A 17091-nucleotide genomic window follows, 5' to 3' on the forward strand; every position below is an offset into this window, starting at 1 on the left:
TCGAGGTGATACAGATAGCCCCAGAATTCCTGGAAGCCGTGCGCGGTCGGCAGCGCGTCGGTATGATCGCCGAGATGGTTCTTGCCGAACTCGCCGGTGTTGTAGCCGAGGTCGAGCAGGAACTTGGCCAGCGCCGGGGTGCCGGGCCGCAGGTAGGATGGGCTGCCGGGCAATTGCGGCGGGATCATCCCCGTCCGCAATGGATGCATGCCGGTGAAGAAGGCATTGCGGCCGGCCGTGCAGCTCTGCTCGGCGTAGTAATGCGTGAAGAGCGCGCCTTCCTGGCCAATCCGATCGATATTGGGCGTTTCCCCGACCATCAGCCCGCGGTGGTAGATGCTCGTCTGCATGATGCCGATGTCGTCACCCATGATGAACAGGATGTTCGGTTTGGACGGCGCCTGGGCGGGAGCCGGCGCCTGCGCAATGGTCGGCGTCGCTGCCGCGGCAGCGATGAGTGCGGTGGCGCCGAGCAGGCCCGCGCGGGTTCGCCAGCACCAGCCACAGAAGGCGCGCTGCAAGTCCTCTTTGACGTCAGAAAGTCCACGCATCTCGATTTCAGGTGCCATTTTCATCTCCAACATTTGCTGAATGTAAGATTTGATGAATGCAGGCCTATTCGATAAGCGCAAAAAAGCCCTTCCGCAGATCTCGATTTGCTCTGCAGAAGTACCCATTGGATTTTGATTTCGACTTTTTGCGACGGAGCAGTTGGCGTGAATATTACGGAAACAAGTCTGTTCGAGCGATATTTGAGGTAACGTAGCAACCAGCCGCCCGAAGACTATATAATCCACCGCGACATCAATGTGAAATGAATTCGGACTCTGAGAACGGTGACCGCGTGAAGGCGCTCCAGTGGCGGGTCGCCGGCGGCGATGCACGCTATGAGGCCGCGAACAGATACTAACGCCGATGGATCGGCACGCCCGGTAACCATCCATCTCGGACGCCGGACAAAGCAACCGCCAGCGGGATCTGACGGGGCCAAGTTTAGAGAGGAGCCGGTTAGGCCGGCGGACATCTTGTGGCGGTCAGCCGCTCGATTTTGTCATGCCAACTTGGATCCCCCGTGCGGGGCAGCGTGTGACCGGGTCTCAATGACGCGATCTAGTCGCTCATTCACGCTGCCGACGTCGTTCTGGACGGCGCGGAGAAGGGCCATGACCTGTCCGGCCTGATCGCGCAGGCCTGCCCTGTCGACTAGTGCTCGGCAACATGGAGCCGATGGGCCGCGAGATCGCTCGCGGGTGTCGGCCTTGCTGGAAGCGCACCTTCTGGTCCGTACGACACGGGCGCTGACGCTCACCGAGGAAGGCGAGGCCTTTCATCACGCCGCTCTTCGGATCTTGCAGGATCTGAACGACGCCGATCAGCAAGCGGCGGGTGGCGCCGTGCGTGGGCGGCTGCGCGTCAGCGCCACGGTTCCGTTCGGAACGGTGTTCGTCGCGCCAGCCATTCCAGCCTTCATCACGCGCAATCCGCGTCTCATCGTCGATCTGAGCTTTACGGACGGCATTGTCGACCTGGTCGCTGAAAAGACCGATGTCGCCATCCGCATGGGAAACCTGCCGGATAGCGGCCTGATCGCGCGCAAGCTGGGACAGAGCCGGCGCATCGTCTGCGCCGCGCCCGCTTATCTGGAACGCAAGGGCAAGACCCAGAAGCCCACCGATCTTGAGCGTCACGATTGCCTGACCTTCAACTTCCGTCGCGCACGGCCGTCATGGCCGTTTCGTCAGGGGGGCGGGATCTGGAGCAACCGGTCATAGGAAGCCTTGTCGTGAACAACGGTGAGACGCTGAAGCAGATGGCGCTTGCTGGTGCCGGCATCGCACGGCTCGGGCTGTTTCATGTCGCCGAGGACATCGCGGTAGGCCGGCTAGTGCCTCTTTTAGAGAACTGGAATCCGGGCGATCTGGAATTGGTTCACGCGATCTATGTCGGCGGCGGGCCGGTGCCCCACCGAGTGCGTGCCGTCATCGAACATATGATCGAAACCTTGGCTGGATCGTCGCTCGTGAAGGGAGCGTCTTAACCAGAGGTGTCTCGTCGTACTGGCAGGTTTCCGTGACTTGGTGAGGGTTTGCCATGTCCGCTTCCGGGCGAAGGCTAAAGGTCCGCTTATGGCGCTCGGCGCACCTTCCGATTATCTGGGTGACGGAGCCGATCGTTGGGCTCCTCAGGCGCACGCTGTTGCGGGCTCCGGCGCTGCCAGCGCTCAACACATTGGTCGAACAGACTTCAGTATTCGACGATTTTCGCTACGTGCTCGTGGAGATAGTTGTGCAGCAAGGGAGCGCCGTCTCCCCCGGATGATATCAGGTTGCCTCCGTCGCGGGCGTCACTCGGCGACATGTTGAACCGCGCCCCGAACATGCGCGCGAAATTGGCGCCGCCCGAGAGGCCACATTGGTGCAGTATCGCCTTGTTCGAGAGCGGGTTCGCATTGCCGCGGCTCAGCAGGCGATAGGCCATGTCCAGCCGTCGATCCCGGATGAAGTTGGCGACTCCGCCATCGGCGGCAAAGCTGCGGTAGAGATGCGAGCGTGACAGGCGGAAATGCCCCATGATCACCTGCGGCGTCAGCCGCGGGTCCATGATATGCCGGTCGACATAGTCGATGATGCGTTGCCTCATCGGCAGGTTGATCGGCAGGTCGTCGTTAAGGCTATCGTCTCGGCCATTGATGGCGGAGGCGAGCAGGATCAAGAGAGCCTCCTGCGCCGCCGGGACGGCCTCCTGCGGCAGCTCGACCAGAACCTTGTCCAGCCCGACCATGTATTCGCTCAGAAGCCGGGTCGTCGCAGCCTGCCCCGGTAGCACGATGCCGTGGAGAGACTGCCGCGACACAAGACGCTGCAGCTCCGACCGGGCAACCACCACCGACAGTCGCGCGCCGGCGGTGACCTGGCTGTCCATGGTCTGGGTCAGATCGTGGACGAGGATGTCGCCCGGCTTGACGGCAACGTCCGCTCCGTCGAAATCCCCCTGCGACTGACCGGACAGCACGAGCTGCACCACGCACAGGTCGAGCGTCGATCGCACGACGGTCTGGCGCGTGCGCCAGACCTTCTGATCGTTGAATGTCGTCGTCCCCACGGTCATCGAGCCGAAGGGGCGCGAGCTCACGGTTCCGCGGAATCCGGTGTCCCCATTAAGATCCCAGGGAGAAATCTCGTAGATCAAGCGCGAGATGTCGCGCCAGCATTCGTCCCGGATTATCGGGTCGATCATGTCGGAGGACAGGAAGACTTTCTTGGGTTTGGCCGGCATCCCTTGTTCGTGCTCGGCGCCGAGGCTGACATCCAGTATCTCGACAACAAGAAGACCGCCCATGTCCTGGGCAGCAATTACGCCGCCGACTTCAAGAGCGAGGGCAGCTATTTCGGCACCGTCCGTGCCCGCGTCGGCTATTCGCCGATCGACAGACTGCTGATCTTCGTCACCGGCGGTCTGGCCTATGGCGATAACAAGACGTCAGCCACGGTTGCCGGTTCAGGCAGCCTTGCCGGCTTTGATTGGGTCGGCAGAAGGTCGGAATCCCGGATTGGCTATACGTTCGGCGGTGGTGTCGAATACGCCTTCGCCCAGAACTGGACCGCCAAGGCTGAGTATCTCTACTACGACCTCAGCAACGGCACCACGACGCTCGCCGGCTCCGGGCGGGCTGCCGGCGCATCTCCCCTCGTCGTCAAGAGCGAGAACAAGGACAATCTCGTCCGCCTCGGGGTCAACTACAAGTTCTAGGCGGTGTGACGGAGGGCCGTTCGCTCGATTGAGCAAGCGGCACTCCCCGCAGTTTTCGGCATGACCGCAACCCATCCATTTCCCATCGCTTCAGGAGCAGACACCGTGAGAATGGCTCGTTTCGTCACATCCTCCGCCTGCGCTCTCATGCTGGCGGCTGCCCTCGGCGCGCCGGCACATGCACAGACCGAACTTTCGGCCTACACCGATGCCAACGGCTTTCTCGACGTTCAGGCGCTGACCTGCGCCCAACTCGCGGACACCTATCAGGAGGACGCCGACATGCTCGCCGCCTGGTATAGCGGCTGGTACAATGGGCTGGCCAAGAGGCACATGGCCCATATCACGCGCGCCAAATCCGGCGAACACGAGCTGATCGTTTATTGCAAGACGAACCGGGACAAGAAGATCATCCACGCCCTGGACGTGTTGCTGAAGGAAGAGAAGGCCAAGAAGTAAGCTTGGCGACTGCGAGTCTGCCGCTCAAGGGTCGGGCAGGCTTGCGCGGCCAACGTGCAGCGCGCCGCTGCGTCCATGGTCGCCGCGATACAGCCGGCGGAATGGCAGCACAAGGACGGATCGGCCAAGTGTCCCGCTACTGGCGGCACAACCTCCCAAACCAACCGTCGGCGCCCTCCGCCGGCTGATCCGGCCGGCCCTGCGATAGAGCCGCAATCGACTCGAATGATCCCCAGCGGAGAGAGCACCCATGAAAACAAGGAACGGGCGGCTGGTTCCGACGCTGCTATTGGCCGGCGGCCTGCTCGCGGCCCAGGCGACGCCAAGCGCCGCACATAACTCGGTCGGCGCAGCTATTGCTGCCGGCATCCTCGGCCTGGCGGTGGGGTCGGCGCTCTCCGACGGTCGCGATCCCCGCATTTACGGGCCGCCGGCGGGGGTAGGCTACGCTGCGCCGGCACCGTTCTCGCCGCAATACAACATCACCTGCTACCCGGCGCAGCGAGCCTGTTACGACAGCAGGGGCCTCTACAGCGCCGGCTGGACTTACCGCACCTTCTCCGAATGAGAGCTCGCCGATGACCCCCAATCACTTTGTCGGCGCGCTGGTCGCCCTGATCGTTTCCGCCACGCCACTCTCCCACGCCTTCGCCCAACCGGCCGCGCCGGCAGGTGCCGACGATAAGCGGCTGCACGCCGCCTGGGAGGACCTTCTCGAAACCGAAGGCGGTCTGCTGGGCAACAGGCAGGCTCTCGACCTGACGAATCTCGCCTATCAAAGCGCGATCGTCCGCGTTTGCGACAGTTTTGCGCTCGACAAGGAGACGGTCGGCAAGGCGCTCGACGACATTCTTGCCGCCGGCGACAAGACTCTCACCGCAGCGCAGCAGGAGGAACGGTCGGCGGCGATCCTGATCGCCTTCGGCGCGCGCTACGGCCTCTTCATCGCCGAGGGGCATTCCGACAGGAAAGCCTTCTGCGAGGCTGGAGCCAAGCTGAAGAGCGAGCCCGGAAAGGGGCTACGGCTGCTCAGGTGAAGGAGCGGAACTGCGCGCCCGGAAGGGATCACGATAGATTTTTTTGTGCCTTTTCAAGATCAGAGCGCCGCTTACCCATCGCGACGCTGGCGATCGGCCTGAACATCTTGTTTTGATTGAGGGCGCTCCTGTCCAGAAGCGTTAGATGATCCCACGAAAATCAAAGGACAGGGGGGCGATAGGTAGGCTCGTGTCGCGATTTCAGCAGGCGGTTATCGTCCCACTTGATCACGAATGTCCGGTTTCGGGCTAAGGGCTAAGGTCTGCAATTGGCGCGAGGCCGACGGTCCGCCTGTTTTGCCATCCGTAGGCTAGAGCGTGCTTCGTTTACACGGCAGCATATCCGGCGTTTGCGATGTAGTTTGCGCATTCTGCTGGTGAGACGAGGTGCAGCAGATCGCCGAGCTTGCGCCATGTCGCCTCGACGGTTCTGGCCTCTGTGTCGCGCATCCATGCCTGCACGGTGCATGCAGTGAGCCAGCGTCGGGCGTGCACGAACTTCCGATCGGCTGACCGAGAGCGCAGTTGCGTCCGACAAGGCCGGATCGCCAGTTCGAACGCCTACTCAGCGCCGCGGGCCGTGTCGAGAGGGCGGCAAAGCCCATCCTCGAGTGCGGCATGCGATGGTCGCGGCTGTTGCGGGAGTCGAAGCCGGCGCGTTGCGCGGCGACCTCGCCCACCTTCTCCTCGATTCCGCCCTCGTTCTGGATGGTGAACGTCCGGCTGATGCGAGCGCCTAAGTCTCGGTGAAGGCTGATCGGCCGCAACTAGCGGGATATTTACCCGGGGAGCCGTCAGAGGAGAGTGATTTTCCCGGTCGCTAATTCGTAATGAGCGCCGACCACCTTGACCTTCCCGCTCCTGACGAAATCCGCGAGGATCGGTTTGGTCGTTTCGAGGCGCCGCACGCCCCGACGGATATTCTCTGCAACCGCCGCAGCGAGAATATCGTCCGGCTTGTCGGCCTTGGCGGCTTTGACGGCGGGCCGGATTTCGCGAACCATCTCCTGGAGATGGCCCGGCAGGCTCACCCCGTCTCGCACAACTTTGATCGCAGCATCGATAGCTCCGCATCGCGAATGGCCAAGGACCATGACGAGCGGCGTGTTGAGGAACTTCACGGCATATTCGAGGCTCGCCAGCCCGTCGTCATTGACGAAATTGCCGGCGAGGCGAACCACGAACAGATCGCCGGGTCCTTGATCGAAGGCGAGCTCCGGCGCGACGCGTGAATCCGCGCAGCTCAGAATCGCCGCGATCGGGTGCTGGACCGTGACCCGCGCGGCCCGGCCGGGCGAATAATCCAGATTGGCCGGCGTATTGGCGGCATAGCGCGTATTGCCATCGATCAGCCGCTTCAGCGCCTCGTCCGGCGTGATCGCATTCTGCGGCGCAGCCTGGGCGAAGGCTCGCGGGGAGAGCGCAGCAGTGGCGCTGAAGGCTGCCATGCCGGCGAAAAGGCCGCGTCGGGACATTCCGGATATGGGCCGGGCGCACAGGTCACACATAAGATAAGCCTCCCCAGATCAGCATGCGCTGCGATCGATTCGAGCTGCTAAAGCGACGTTTGATCAACCTTGTCGCCGCACTCACCCTCACAGCGGGCACTGCATTACTGCTACAGGCGATGGGGGCTGCGAAGTCCAAACTTTGCAGGGATTCCCATGAGCGATTTGCTTGAGCCCGAGCCGATTGCGCGAGTCCTCCACTCCTCCGTTCACAGCTTTGCCGATCGGAAAATCTGGACCTATGCCGCAACCTTGATGCGGTCCCCGGTTTTTGCCGATGCGCTCGAATCCTACTGCGGTGCCATGGTCGAGCCGCCGGGAATATCCTGGCCTACTGACAAGGTATTCGCCCAGAAGCTGCGTTACCTTGTGGCGTTCGTATTGATCGGCAACGACGCCCGCTGGCGCCGCAGCGGCGGAGAGCCGCCGACGCTCGCTGCCTTGCAGCGAGCCGCGCCGGCGAGCGCCAGGCAAATCGCGGGCTTTGTCAGCGCGTTGCGTCACGGCGGCTATGTGGTCGCCACCCGAGATCGCGATGACCGACGAACGTTGCATTTGCGCCCCTCGCCGGGGCTGCTCCATGAGATCGCCCGTTCGCCGCTTGCGTTTCTTAGGGCGTCGGAACGGTTGGCGCCACCGCTGCGCCCTCTGGCCGATCGCTTGCGCGCCGAGGCCGACGATCTCTCCGACTGGCTTGGCCGCTCGCGAGACCGGTTCCACGCTGGGGATATTCTCTTCGCTCCCTTCCCGCGCATCGTCCGGTTCACGGAGTACGACTGCGGCTATCCGGTGTTGTCAGCGGTGCTCGGAGCTCACTACGCGGCGTTGCACGGCAGGGCCCCGCAAGTGCGCCTATCCTATGCCGCACTTGCAGAGCGCTTTCGAGTTTCGCGCCAGCATATTGGCAACATCTTCATTGAGGCTGAGCGGCGCGGCTGCTTCACAGTAAGCCACGGTGGTCGGGATACCTTGATGTCGCCCACCTTCGTGCACGAATTCGAGACTTGGGCAGCAGGTCAAATGGCGCATTACCGCCTGCTCGCCGAGGAATAGGCCGTCGAACTTTTAAGAGTTGAAACGAGCGGTGTTTCGCGAGGCCTGTTCATCCTGCCGCTGAAACGCAGGATGCCCGTCACGGGTTCGGCGGCCGACACGCTTGTCGATGCTAAATTCCGCATCGTGGGGGCGAATGTCCAGAAGTGGTCTCAGTCAACAGCCGAGACGACGCCTGAGCGGCGCCAGCACGACGATCAGATAGGATTGGGCCGCCGCATTGGCCATGAAGGCGAGGAACAAAGCGACCTGTGCCGCGCCGTGTTGGGGTGGTGGCATGATGTCCTCGAAACGGGGTAGCCAAGGCAACGGCTGCATTCCGCTGCCCGGCATCGAACATCGGGGTGCGAGATCAATCGGTGCCGTCTCCCTCGGCGAAGCGGCGGAGCGCTCCGGGGTCGGTGATGGTGATAGAGCGGTAGGTGTTGGTCAGCCATCCGGCCTCGGCGAACCGCTTGATGGCGGCGTTGACCTGTTTGCGCGACGCATTGGCCATGACGCCGACCTCGCTCTGGGTCAGCGGGATCGGTGCCTCTCCGATCCAGGTCGTGCGCTGAAGCACCGAGGCGATACGCCGATCTGCCTCGGGTTTTTGCAGATCGTGGATCACGCGAAGCAGGAACTCCACAGTCATCATCAGCATAAGCGCGACATGGTGCACCACCGCCGGATCGCGCCCGGCCATCTGATCCATCGCATCGAGCGGAAGATGCAGCATCGTCGTTTCCACGACGGCCCTGAGTTCAGCCTTCCGCGGCTTTCGCGTGAGAAAGCAGCCTTCGCCGGTCCAATGGCCTGGAACCCCCAGAAGGATCAGGCGCGGCGTCGCGCCGGCCGGGGCAAGGCTGACGCTGACTGTGCCCGCCACAAGCCCGTAAACCCCGCCTGGGGGATCGTCGAGGCGAAACACAGTCTCGCCCGGAGTGAAGTGCAGCAAGACCGAGCGCCGCAGCACCTCGGTCCGGAACGCCTCAGGCACCAATGTCAGCCAGCCCCGTTCGCTGATGACCCGCTCGGCGCGAGACTTGCTGATTGGCCTCATAAAAAAGCTCCGACTTTGTCCGATTTCGGACAAATATACTCTCCGTGGCGCTTATACGAGCTGCCGCAGCGCTGCCGCCTTGTTGTCGGTTTCACTCGAGACGGACGGGGTTCGACAACTTGGGCCGTCCGGGCTTCCGCTGGGAGAAAGAGCATCATGGCAAGCTCCTTTGACATCAACAGACGCACCCTCCTCGCATCGGCTGCGAGCATCGGTGCGGGCTCCTTGCTTGGCTCGACCGCGAGCCCTTCGGCGGCCGGAGCGACCGAAGCAGAGACGCTGCGCGCGATCGCAAAGGAGGCGACGATCTGGGGCTTCCCGCTCGTCGACAATTACCGCATCCAGTATTCGTATTTTGCGGATCGTGGCGGCCCCGAGTTCAAGGCGCCTTGGAACACGATCGCCAACACGGCGCGCGTCTACACGCCCGAAGACAAGGCGATCCAGACGCCGAACTCGGACACGCCCTATTCCTATATCGGCGCCGACCTGCGCAGCGAGCCGCTGGTGATCTCCGTGCCCGCCGTGGAGGCCGGGCGCTATTACTCGCTACAGTTCATCGACCAGTACACCTTCAACTTCGCCTATGTCGGCAGCCGCGCCACCGGCAACGAAGGGGACAGCTTCCTGCTGGCCGGGCCGAGTTGGAACGGGCGCAAGCCCCCGGGCGTGAAGAGCGTGATCCGCTGCGAAACCGATTTCGCCTTCGTGCTCTACCGGACCCAGCTCTTCGAGCCGGCCGACATCGAAAAGGTCAAGACGATCCAGGCGGGCTATAAGGTGCAGCCGCTCTCGCAATTCCTCGGCAAGCCGGCGCCGGCAGCCGCGCGCGCCATCGACTTTCTCCGGCCGCTCTCGCCCGAGCAGCAGCGCAATTCGGCAGAGTTCTTCCAGATCCTGAACTTCATCCTTCAATTCTGCCCGACACATGCTTCCGAGCGGAGTTTACGTCAGCGCTTCGACCGCATCGGCGTTGCACCAGGCAAAGCTCTGGATGTCGCCAAGCTCGCGCCCGAGCGGCGCAAGGCGCTCGAGGACGGCATGGCTGATGCCTGGAAGGCCTTCGCCGCCTTCAAGGCCGGCGAACTCGACAGCGGCAAACGCACAGCGGCAGAGGGCTTTGGAACGCGGAGCTTCCTGAAGAACGACTACATGGTCCGCATGGCCTCGGCCGCGCTCGGAATCTACGGCAATTCGAAGGAGGAAGCCCTCTACCCCTTCTACTACACCGATTCCGCCGGCACGCCGCTGAACGGCAAGGACGGACGCTATACGCTGCGGTTCGATCCGAAGAGCTCGTTCCCGGTTAACGCCTTCTGGTCGCTCACCGTCTACGAGTTGCCGCGGAGCCTGCTCTCGGCGAACGCGATCAACCGCTACCTCATTAACTCGCCGATGCTGCCGTCGCTGAAGCGCGATCCGGACGGGCTGGTGACGCTCTACCTCCAGCACGAGTCACCGGGACCGGACCGTGAGGCGAACTGGCTACCCGTTCCTGCCGGACCGTTCTGGACGACGCTGCGCCTCTACTGGCCCAAGCCCGAGGCTCTGGATAGTCGATGGAAGCAGCCGCCGCTCGTTCGTGCCGCCTGACAGAAAGCAAGCGATCATGAGAAAGACATTCGCATTGGTGGCCGCGGCTGCCATCGCCGCAAACTGGTCAGCCCAGGCGCAGGCGCCCCAGTCCAAGCCGGTCCCCGTCACGGTCGAGAATTTCGCGCGTGCCGAGTCGGACCTCTATTTCGCGGGAATCGTCAGGAATGGCGGCTTCGGCAAGTTCGACCACACGCGGGAGCCCGCACCGCTCGACAAGCAGACCGTCATTCGCCTCAACCGCGATACTCTGTACTCTTCCGCGGTGTTCGATCTTGATGCCGGGCCGGTCACGATCAAGATCCCCGATGCAGGCCAGCGCTTCATCTCGATGCAGGTGTTCGACGAGGATCAGTACACCCATCGGGTCGCCTACAAGCCGGGCCCCTATACCCTGACGCGCGCGAGCGTCGGCACGCGCTACGTCGCCGTGGCGTTCCGCACGCTGGCCAATCCGTCCGACAAGGACGACATGAAGCAGGCCCACTCTGTACAGGACGCAATCAAGGTCGAGCAGCTGGGCGGGCCGGGCAAGTTCGAGATCCCGGCCTGGGATCAGGCCAGCCAGAAGAAAGTTCGCGACCTGCTGATCGCGCTCAGTGATACCCTGCCCGACAAGAACCGTATGTTCGGCACGCGCGCGGAGGCCGACCCGGTTCGCTTCCTGCTCGGCGCGGCCTCGGGCTGGGGCGGCAACCCCGACAAGGAGGCCGTCTACCTCAATGTCGTCCCCGAGAAGAACGACGGCAGCACGGTCTACGGCCTGAAGGTGCCGGCGAGCGTGCCGGTAGACGCCTTCTGGTCGGTCAGCCTCTACAACAAGGACGGCTTCTTCGAGAAGAACGAACTCGGCGCCTATTCGCTCAACAGCATAACCGCGAAGAGGGGTGCCGACGGCGGCGTCGACATCCAGTTCGGCGGCTGCGATGGTGCACTTTCCAATTGCCTGCCGATCATGGAAGGCTGGAACTACATGGTCCGGCTCTACCGACCCCGAGCAGAAGTCCTGAACGGCACCTGGACCTTCCCGGCTGCCGCGGCGAAGTAGGAAGTGGTCTGGCAGAGCCGGTGCCGGGGCGGCGGCTTGTTCGGTTGATGGCTGAGGCGGCACGACGAGATAAAGCGCCGCGGCAGTGAACCTGCGATTGAGGTCGACCCTCCGATCGGATTGCGTAGCAGTCTTATCGGAGCGCATTCTGGTCCCTAGACACTACATTCCGAAATCTGGAAATGGGAAAATCCATCCGTAACGAACGTCCGGTTTCTGGCGAGCTCTCAACGTCCGGAATTGGCGCATTTAATCCGCGCCGGATGTTCGATGAGTGGCGCAAGCCCGCTGTCGCCAATGGCAATTTCCCACCACCCTAACCGCGCCTTGGTCAGTTGAAGCGTGGATATCTACTCCCTGCTGAAGTCAGTACCTGAGGATGTAACTCCCTCCCTTCTTGCCGTCATGCACTCAAGATCCAATCCCGGAACGCTGCGATCTTGGGCTGCTGCTGTCGGTTGTCCGGACAGACGAGATAGTAGGCAAACTCCTCCATTCGAGCGGGCGGAAACAACTGGATCAAACGCCGGTCGCGCAGTTCATCTTCGACCAGGGCAGCCGGAAGCAGTCCCGCGCCTTGGCCGGCGAGCACCGCTTTTAGCAAGAGGCCGCTGTCATCGAAGGAGGGGCCACGCGTAGTCGTCCTCTCCGCAACGCCGTGCGTGTCAAACCACAGACTCCAGCCCTTTCGTTCGGCATCGTGAACCTGCGGCCAACGCACGAGATCTGATGGCCGGTTCGGACGGCCGGCTCGGTCGCTGAGGTCGGGGGTCGCCACGGCGATCATCTCGACCGTGACGACGCGGTCGCTGCGAAGTCCGGGATATCCGCCCATCCCATGGCGGATCGCGACATCCACGTCCGAGCGAGAAAAATCCACCAGTGCATTGCTGGTGACGATCTGCAGATCGATGCCGGGCTGCGCCGTTCGAAAGGATGACAATCGCGGCACCAGCCATGCCGACGCAAAAAAAGGCGTGGCGCTGAGGGTGAGCAGCCCAGAATCCAGCTGGGCCGCGATCCGCTCGGATGCACCGGCGATCTGGCGGAACGCATTGCGTATCGATGGCAGATAATCGCGGCCCGCGTCAGTCAGAAAAATCCCTCGCGTCACCCGCTCAAAGAGCTTCACGCCGAGATTTTCCTCCAGAACCCTGATCATCTGGCTGACGGCCCCCGGCGTCACGCACAATTCCTCCGCGGCCAGTTTGATCGAGAGGTGGCGGGCAGCGGCCTCGAACGCCTTCAGCGCGTTAAGGGGAGGTAATCGGCTTGGCATGAGTTAGAAAATCTGAGTCATCAGGGTTAAGTCTTCTGGTTTGTCCAAGGAGAGAAGAGAGGATAATTCCTGCCGCTATCAAGCGTCAATGCTGCAAGCAAGCCACCAAGAATCGCATAAATTCTAAATCATAGCTTGTCGCGCCCGAAAGTGCGTGACCGCTGAAGAGGTTGGATCGGATGTCTTTCAACGTGGAGTTCTGTGGTCTCACAGAGGTGGGAGCGCTTATCGCTCGCCGCGCCATCGCCTCTAAGGCTGTCACCGAGGCGCTCCTTTCGCGCATTCGGCGTCTGGATGGTGAATTGCGGGCTTATGCACGCGTCCTGGACGAGGGCGCCCTCCGCCAGGCGGAGATTGCCGACCGCGAGATCGAGGCGGGAATCCACCGGGGCCCACTCCATGGCGTTCCCATAGCCGTAAAGGACCTTTGCTGGATCAGGGGCGTCGCAACGGCGGCCGGTACCGTGGTCCATAAGGACTATGTGCCGGCACGCGATGCGACCGTCGTGCGAAAGCTCATCGACGCAGGGGCAGTCCTGATCGGCAAGACCCAGCTTACCGAGGGGGCGTATTCCGACTACCACCCATCGATTCCGCCGGTGCAAAACCCATGGAACGGCGACTATTGGGCGGGCATCTCCTCCAGCGGATCAGCGGTCGCGACCGCCGCCGGCCTGTGCTTCGGCGCGATCGCGTCCGACACGGGCGGGTCGATCCGCTGGCCCTCGGCCGCCAACGGCGTCAGCGGCCTGAAGCCGACCTGGGCGCGCGTCAGCCGTTATGGGTCATTCGACCTCGCCCCCTCGCTCGACCATATCGGCCCGATCGCGCGGAACGTGTTCGACGTCGCGGCGATCCTCAATGTCATTGCCGGACATGACCTCGATGACCCCACGACGAGCGTTCGTCCTGTTCCCGACTACTTGGCCGACGCAAGCGCGAATATAGTCGGCATGCGTATCGGCATCGACCGACGCTGGAATTCCGAAGACGTTGACGATGGGACACAGGCCGCACTGACCGAAGCTTGCGCAATATTCTCGAACCTGGGCGCCGAGATCGTCGAGGTGTCATTTCCCGATGTCGGCCAGACCGTGGCGGACTGGACGCCGAACTGCGCGGTTGAAGCGGCAGTTGCCCATCAAGCGACCTATGCCCTCCATAAGGAACAGTATGGCGCCATCCTATCGTCCGTGATCGAGAACGGAATGGCCGTTTCGGGAATGGCCTATCAGGAAATCCTTCTTCGCCGCGCGGCATTCCGCAGCCAGGTCGAGGCCCTGCTATCATCGGTCGACGCCATCCTGACGCCCGTCCATCCTTTCGCGCCGCTCACGCTGAAGACGATCGCAACCCTTGGCGAGCAGCCGGAGCTGATCGCCAAACTGCAACACTACACCTGTCCCTTCAACATGAGCGGCCACCCAACGCTGGCCTTCCCCGGGGGCGCCTCGGAGGAAGGCATCCCCATCGGCCTGCAATTGATCGCCGCCGAATTCGACGAAAGCGCGCTTCTTGTTCTCGGCGCGGCGTTTCAGGGCGCAACGTCCTGGCACCGTCGTCAACCGGGCCTCACTGGCCCGCCGCGGTCCTAAGGACTTGGGAGCGGCCCGCATATCGCACCCCGAGACGGCTCCGCCCGCCAACAGAGGATAATCATGATCGTGGAAAGGCCATCGACGATTTTTTACGGCTGGCTTGTGGTCGCCGCAGCCTTCGTCATAACCTTCGTCGGCTTCGGGAGCGCCTACACATTCAGCTCGTTCCTGGACTCGCTCCAGCACGAGTTCGCGGCATCGCGCGGCTCGGTCTCGGCGGTTTTTTCGCTGGCCGGATTTCTGTACTTCGCGCTCGGCATAGTTTCCGCGCCGCTCGCGGATCGACTCGGCGTGAAGGCGCTTTCCGCAATCGGAATGACGCTAGTCGGCCTCGGCCTCATTCTGGCCGGACAGGCGCAAACCATTCTCCAGGTCTATGCGGCCTATAGCATCGGCGTCGGCGTCGGCGTCGGCTGTGCCTATGTGCCCACGCTTGGTGCTGTGCAACGCTGGTTCGTCGAGCGCCGTGGTCTCGCATCCGGGTTGGCGGTCAGCGGCATTGGCGTCGGGACGCTCGTGATGCCGCCGTTCGCGATTTGGCTGATCGCGGACATCGGCTGGCGCAACGCCTACACCACGCTCGGCGTCCTCGCGATCGTGGTCGGCCTGGCGGCTGCGTTCGTCATCGAGGACGAGCCCGGCCGCCGCGGCCTGCAGCCCGACGGCATCGTACGTATCATCGTTGTTGGCTCCCTGCAGGCGGGCAATGATACGCCCGTGGGCCAAGCAATCCGGACGCGACGCTTTGCGGGGCTCTATCTTGCGTCGTTCCTGAGCGCGCTTGGTGTCTTCGTACCGTTCGTGCATCTCGCGCCCTACGCGGTCGATCATGGTGTTCCCGCTTCGGCGGCAGTCTGGCTGCTTGGTGCCATCGGTATCGGCAGCACGATCGGCCGCTTCTTCCTCGGCGGCATCGCGGACAGGATGGGCCGCGAGAGCTTCCTGATCGCCATGTATATCGGCATGGCCGCCTCACTTCCGACCTGGATCCTTGGTGGCTCCTTGGGCCAGCTCATACTCTTCGCGTTGATCTTCGGTCTCTTCTACGGAGGGTGGGTCGCGATTTTGCCAGCAGTGGTCGCCGATCTGTTCGGTGCGCGCCATGCCGGCCGCATCATCGGCGTGCTCTATTCGAGCGTTGCCCTAGGCACGCTCGTTGGCCCAGGCGCGGCAGGCTTCATCTACGATATCAGCCATAGCTACGTCATACCCATTGCCGTCAGCGCTGTCGCAAACGCCGGTGCTGCTGCCGTCATGTTTCTGGCGGCACGTCGAGCCTCCGCTGGCAGGGTGAGCAGATGAGCCAATCCATCCCACCCGAATGAGCTGCGGTGGAGTTCGGGCGCCTTGGCCACACCGCCGAACACACCATCGCAGCTTAACGCAGCGTATTTGATGACCCGGACCGCGCGCCCTTGAAGGGCATCGCTGTACGCGAACAAGTTCGGTTCCTGGTGACGTTCCAATGTCTCCTAATGGCGCGACCCGGGCAAGCGCGCCGACTATGGTCGATGGTATAAGATCTTGTCGATCGCCTTCCCTCGGGCGAGTTCATCGATGAGCTTGTCCAAGTAGCGGATTTCACGCATCACCGGCTCGGCGATTTCCTCGACGCGGACACCGCAGACAATTCCCCTTATGCCGACGCGCGCGGGATTGAGTGCCGGCGCCTGGGCGAAAAAGGTCTCATAGTCCAAGTTTTTCGCCAGCTGGGAGGCAAGTGCCTCTTGGCCGTAGCCGGTCAGCCAGTGGATGATCTGGTCGACCTCCACCTTCGTGCGCCCCTTCCTCTCCGCCTTGGCGACCAGAAGCGGATAAATCTTGGCAAAGCTCATTCTGTAGATGCGGTGCTGCGTCATCACTTGCGCTTTCTCGGCGCTGCTCGTGGCGTCTCCCGGTATCCATCTTCATATCGCGACTCTGCCGGGTGTTTGAGCCGCCCGGCCCAGGTAAGAGTTGCGTCGGCCACGGTCACGAGATGATCGGCCGCTGAAAAACCAGAAATTCGCTTGCGGGGTTTCAGATCGTGATCGCCATCCTCCAGCCAGAGGATGTCGATCAGCGGCGAAAGATTATAGCTCAAGACCTCCTCGCGGCTGCCAAACTCGTCCCGCGTTCCTTGCACGATGAGGGTGGGAGTCTTCAGATCGACAAGGTGGCCGGCGCGCAATTGATCCGGCTTGCCGGGCGGATGGAAAGGATAACCGAGGCAAAGAAGGCACGAATCCGTCCACTCTCAAACAGCGTGTCCGCGACCATGCTCGCGACGCGCCCGCCCATCGACTTGCCACCGATAACAAGCTCTCGCTGCCTGCCGAGCGCGTCGACGGCAGCGATATATTGCCGGTTTAGCTTTTCAGCGCGGGGCGGTGGCATGCGCCCAACCCCGGTCCGCCGCGCCGCCATATAGTCGAACTCAAAGCGGGCAACGCGAAAGTCCTCTCCGGCTAAGGCATTTGCGGACGCCGTCATTGATGGCGAGTCCATCGGAGCTCCGGCCCCATGCGCCAGGAGGATCGTCACGTCGGCCTGGTCGGGGCCGTCGAAAACCTACCGCAGCAGATACCCCGCGTCGAAGCCTTCCCGATGAGCGGTGGCGGCGACTCCTTCGGCACTGTTCGGCCTACGGCCGGGCCCGTGATGCTCTCTCGGGTCAGTGCCGGCTCTTCGGTCGCGTTGTCGAAATCTCTTGCTGTCCGCTTTCGGGCTGACCACGAGTGTCCG

Annotated in this window: 16 protein-coding genes and 2 pseudogenes; 10 read left to right on the top strand and 8 right to left on the bottom strand. The window is 62.7% G+C overall.

Annotated elements, in window-relative coordinates:
- On the bottom strand, positions 1 to 677 hold a 677-nt coding region (locus AC1DEZ_RS25040; RefSeq protein WP_476780969.1), incomplete at its 3' end, for a sulfatase-like hydrolase/transferase.
- Positions 678 to 1262: 585 nt separating this feature from the next.
- Between AC1DEZ_RS25040 and AC1DEZ_RS25045 the strand changes: the two are divergent.
- A pseudogene (locus tag AC1DEZ_RS25045) lies at positions 1263 to 2038 on the top strand (LysR substrate-binding domain-containing protein); the annotation flags it as partial.
- 206 nt (positions 2039 to 2244) lie between these two features.
- On the opposite strand, the gene AC1DEZ_RS25050 reads toward AC1DEZ_RS25045, so the two are convergent.
- Positions 2245 to 3276, bottom strand: a complete 1032-nt coding sequence (locus AC1DEZ_RS25050; RefSeq protein WP_476780970.1) for an AraC-like ligand-binding domain-containing protein — start codon at positions 3274 to 3276, stop codon at positions 2245 to 2247.
- Between the two features lie 66 nt (positions 3277 to 3342).
- Between AC1DEZ_RS25050 and AC1DEZ_RS25055 the strand changes: the two genes are divergently transcribed.
- From AC1DEZ_RS25055 to AC1DEZ_RS25070, 4 genes are all read left to right on the top strand, one after another.
- On the top strand, positions 3343 to 3750 hold the full coding sequence (locus AC1DEZ_RS25055; protein ID WP_476781020.1) for an outer membrane protein: 408 nt from the start codon (positions 3343 to 3345) through the stop codon (positions 3748 to 3750).
- Positions 3751 to 3810: 60 nt separating this feature from the next.
- Positions 3811 to 4209, top strand: a complete 399-nt coding sequence (locus AC1DEZ_RS25060; RefSeq protein WP_476780971.1) for an HdeA/HdeB family chaperone — start codon at positions 3811 to 3813, stop codon at positions 4207 to 4209.
- 250 nt (positions 4210 to 4459) lie between these two features.
- Positions 4460 to 4777, top strand: coding sequence for a hypothetical protein (locus tag AC1DEZ_RS25065; protein ID WP_476780972.1), 318 nt, complete (start codon positions 4460 to 4462; stop codon positions 4775 to 4777).
- A 10-nt stretch (positions 4778 to 4787) separates the two neighbouring features.
- Entirely contained in the window at positions 4788 to 5246 is a 459-nt protein-coding gene (locus AC1DEZ_RS25070) for a hypothetical protein (protein ID WP_476780973.1), read from the top strand.
- A 794-nt stretch (positions 5247 to 6040) separates the two neighbouring features.
- On the opposite strand, the gene AC1DEZ_RS25075 is transcribed toward AC1DEZ_RS25070, so the two are convergent.
- Positions 6041 to 6754, bottom strand: a complete 714-nt coding sequence (locus AC1DEZ_RS25075) for a carbonic anhydrase (RefSeq protein ID WP_476780974.1) — start codon at positions 6752 to 6754, stop codon at positions 6041 to 6043.
- A gap of 156 nt (positions 6755 to 6910) precedes the next feature.
- Between AC1DEZ_RS25075 and AC1DEZ_RS25080 the strand changes: the two genes are divergently transcribed.
- Positions 6911 to 7807 carry a MarR family transcriptional regulator gene (locus AC1DEZ_RS25080; RefSeq protein ID WP_476780975.1) on the top strand — a complete coding sequence of 299 codons (897 nt, stop codon included), beginning with the start codon at positions 6911 to 6913 and terminating at the stop codon, positions 7805 to 7807.
- Between the two features lie 156 nt (positions 7808 to 7963).
- Here the strand turns inward: AC1DEZ_RS25080 and AC1DEZ_RS25085 are convergent, their stop codons facing one another.
- Positions 7964 to 8086 (bottom strand): hypothetical protein, encoded by a 123-nt coding sequence (locus AC1DEZ_RS25085; protein WP_476780976.1) that lies wholly within the window; start codon positions 8084 to 8086, stop codon positions 7964 to 7966.
- Between the two features lie 73 nt (positions 8087 to 8159).
- Complete coding sequence (locus AC1DEZ_RS25090; protein WP_476780977.1) at positions 8160 to 8882, bottom strand: Crp/Fnr family transcriptional regulator; 723 nt, start codon at positions 8880 to 8882, stop codon at positions 8160 to 8162.
- A 123-nt stretch (positions 8883 to 9005) separates the two neighbouring features.
- Between AC1DEZ_RS25090 and AC1DEZ_RS25095 the strand changes: the two genes are divergently transcribed.
- Together AC1DEZ_RS25095 and AC1DEZ_RS25100 are read left to right on the top strand one after the other, a co-directional pair.
- The gene (locus tag AC1DEZ_RS25095; protein ID WP_476780978.1) at positions 9006 to 10442 is read left to right on the top strand and encodes a DUF1254 domain-containing protein; all 1437 of its coding nucleotides are present in this window, start codon (positions 9006 to 9008) and stop codon (positions 10440 to 10442) included.
- Between the two features lie 16 nt (positions 10443 to 10458).
- Positions 10459 to 11490: a DUF1254 domain-containing protein gene (locus AC1DEZ_RS25100; protein WP_476780979.1), complete on the top strand. Its 1032-nt coding sequence runs from the start codon at positions 10459 to 10461 to the stop codon at positions 11488 to 11490.
- A gap of 403 nt (positions 11491 to 11893) precedes the next feature.
- Here the strand turns inward: AC1DEZ_RS25100 and gcvA are convergent, their stop codons facing one another.
- Positions 11894 to 12769: a transcriptional regulator GcvA gene (gcvA, locus tag AC1DEZ_RS25105; RefSeq protein WP_476780980.1), complete on the bottom strand. Its 876-nt coding sequence runs from the start codon at positions 12767 to 12769 to the stop codon at positions 11894 to 11896.
- 179 nt (positions 12770 to 12948) lie between these two features.
- Here gcvA and AC1DEZ_RS25110 point away from each other — a divergent pair, with 179 nt between their 5' ends.
- Both AC1DEZ_RS25110 and AC1DEZ_RS25115 read left to right on the top strand, forming a co-directional pair.
- Entirely contained in the window at positions 12949 to 14364 is a 1416-nt protein-coding gene (locus tag AC1DEZ_RS25110) for an amidase (protein WP_476780981.1), read from the top strand.
- 63 nt (positions 14365 to 14427) lie between these two features.
- Entirely contained in the window at positions 14428 to 15669 is a 1242-nt protein-coding gene (locus AC1DEZ_RS25115; RefSeq protein WP_476780982.1) for an MFS transporter, read from the top strand.
- A gap of 200 nt (positions 15670 to 15869) precedes the next feature.
- Here the strand turns inward: AC1DEZ_RS25115 and AC1DEZ_RS25120 are convergent, their stop codons facing one another.
- Both AC1DEZ_RS25120 and AC1DEZ_RS25125 read right to left on the bottom strand, forming a co-directional pair.
- Positions 15870 to 16226 carry a DUF2200 domain-containing protein gene (locus AC1DEZ_RS25120; RefSeq protein ID WP_476780983.1) on the bottom strand — a complete coding sequence of 119 codons (357 nt, stop codon included), beginning with the start codon at positions 16224 to 16226 and terminating at the stop codon, positions 15870 to 15872.
- A 74-nt stretch (positions 16227 to 16300) separates the two neighbouring features.
- A pseudogene (locus AC1DEZ_RS25125) lies at positions 16301 to 16890 on the bottom strand (alpha/beta hydrolase family protein); the annotation flags it as partial.
- Positions 16891 to 17091: the final 201 nt, after the last annotated feature.

Source organism: Allobosea sp. 10L422, from assembly GCF_056395345.1.

Bases quoted from the DNA above. Each gene is read 5' to 3' on its own strand.
- AC1DEZ_RS25050 (WP_476780970.1), bottom strand. From the start codon at position 3,276: ATGCCGGCCAAACCCAAGAAAGTCTTCCTGTCCTCCGACATGATCGAC.
- AC1DEZ_RS25060 (WP_476780971.1), top strand. From the start codon at position 3,811: ATGACCGCAACCCATCCATTTCCCATCGCTTCAGGAGCAGACACCGTG.
- AC1DEZ_RS25065 (WP_476780972.1), top strand. From the start codon at position 4,460: ATGAAAACAAGGAACGGGCGGCTGGTTCCGACGCTGCTATTGGCCGGC.
- AC1DEZ_RS25070 (WP_476780973.1), top strand. From the start codon at position 4,788: ATGACCCCCAATCACTTTGTCGGCGCGCTGGTCGCCCTGATCGTTTCC.
- AC1DEZ_RS25075 (WP_476780974.1), bottom strand. From the start codon at position 6,754: ATGTGTGACCTGTGCGCCCGGCCCATATCCGGAATGTCCCGACGCGGC.
- AC1DEZ_RS25080 (WP_476780975.1), top strand. From the start codon at position 6,911: ATGAGCGATTTGCTTGAGCCCGAGCCGATTGCGCGAGTCCTCCACTCC.
- AC1DEZ_RS25085 (WP_476780976.1), bottom strand. From the start codon at position 8,086: ATGCCACCACCCCAACACGGCGCGGCACAGGTCGCTTTGTTCCTCGCC.
- AC1DEZ_RS25095 (WP_476780978.1), top strand. From the start codon at position 9,006: ATGGCAAGCTCCTTTGACATCAACAGACGCACCCTCCTCGCATCGGCT.
- AC1DEZ_RS25100 (WP_476780979.1), top strand. From the start codon at position 10,459: ATGAGAAAGACATTCGCATTGGTGGCCGCGGCTGCCATCGCCGCAAAC.
- gcvA (WP_476780980.1), bottom strand. From the start codon at position 12,769: ATGCCAAGCCGATTACCTCCCCTTAACGCGCTGAAGGCGTTCGAGGCC.
- AC1DEZ_RS25110 (WP_476780981.1), top strand. From the start codon at position 12,949: ATGTCTTTCAACGTGGAGTTCTGTGGTCTCACAGAGGTGGGAGCGCTT.
- AC1DEZ_RS25115 (WP_476780982.1), top strand. From the start codon at position 14,428: ATGATCGTGGAAAGGCCATCGACGATTTTTTACGGCTGGCTTGTGGTC.
- AC1DEZ_RS25120 (WP_476780983.1), bottom strand. From the start codon at position 16,226: ATGACGCAGCACCGCATCTACAGAATGAGCTTTGCCAAGATTTATCCG.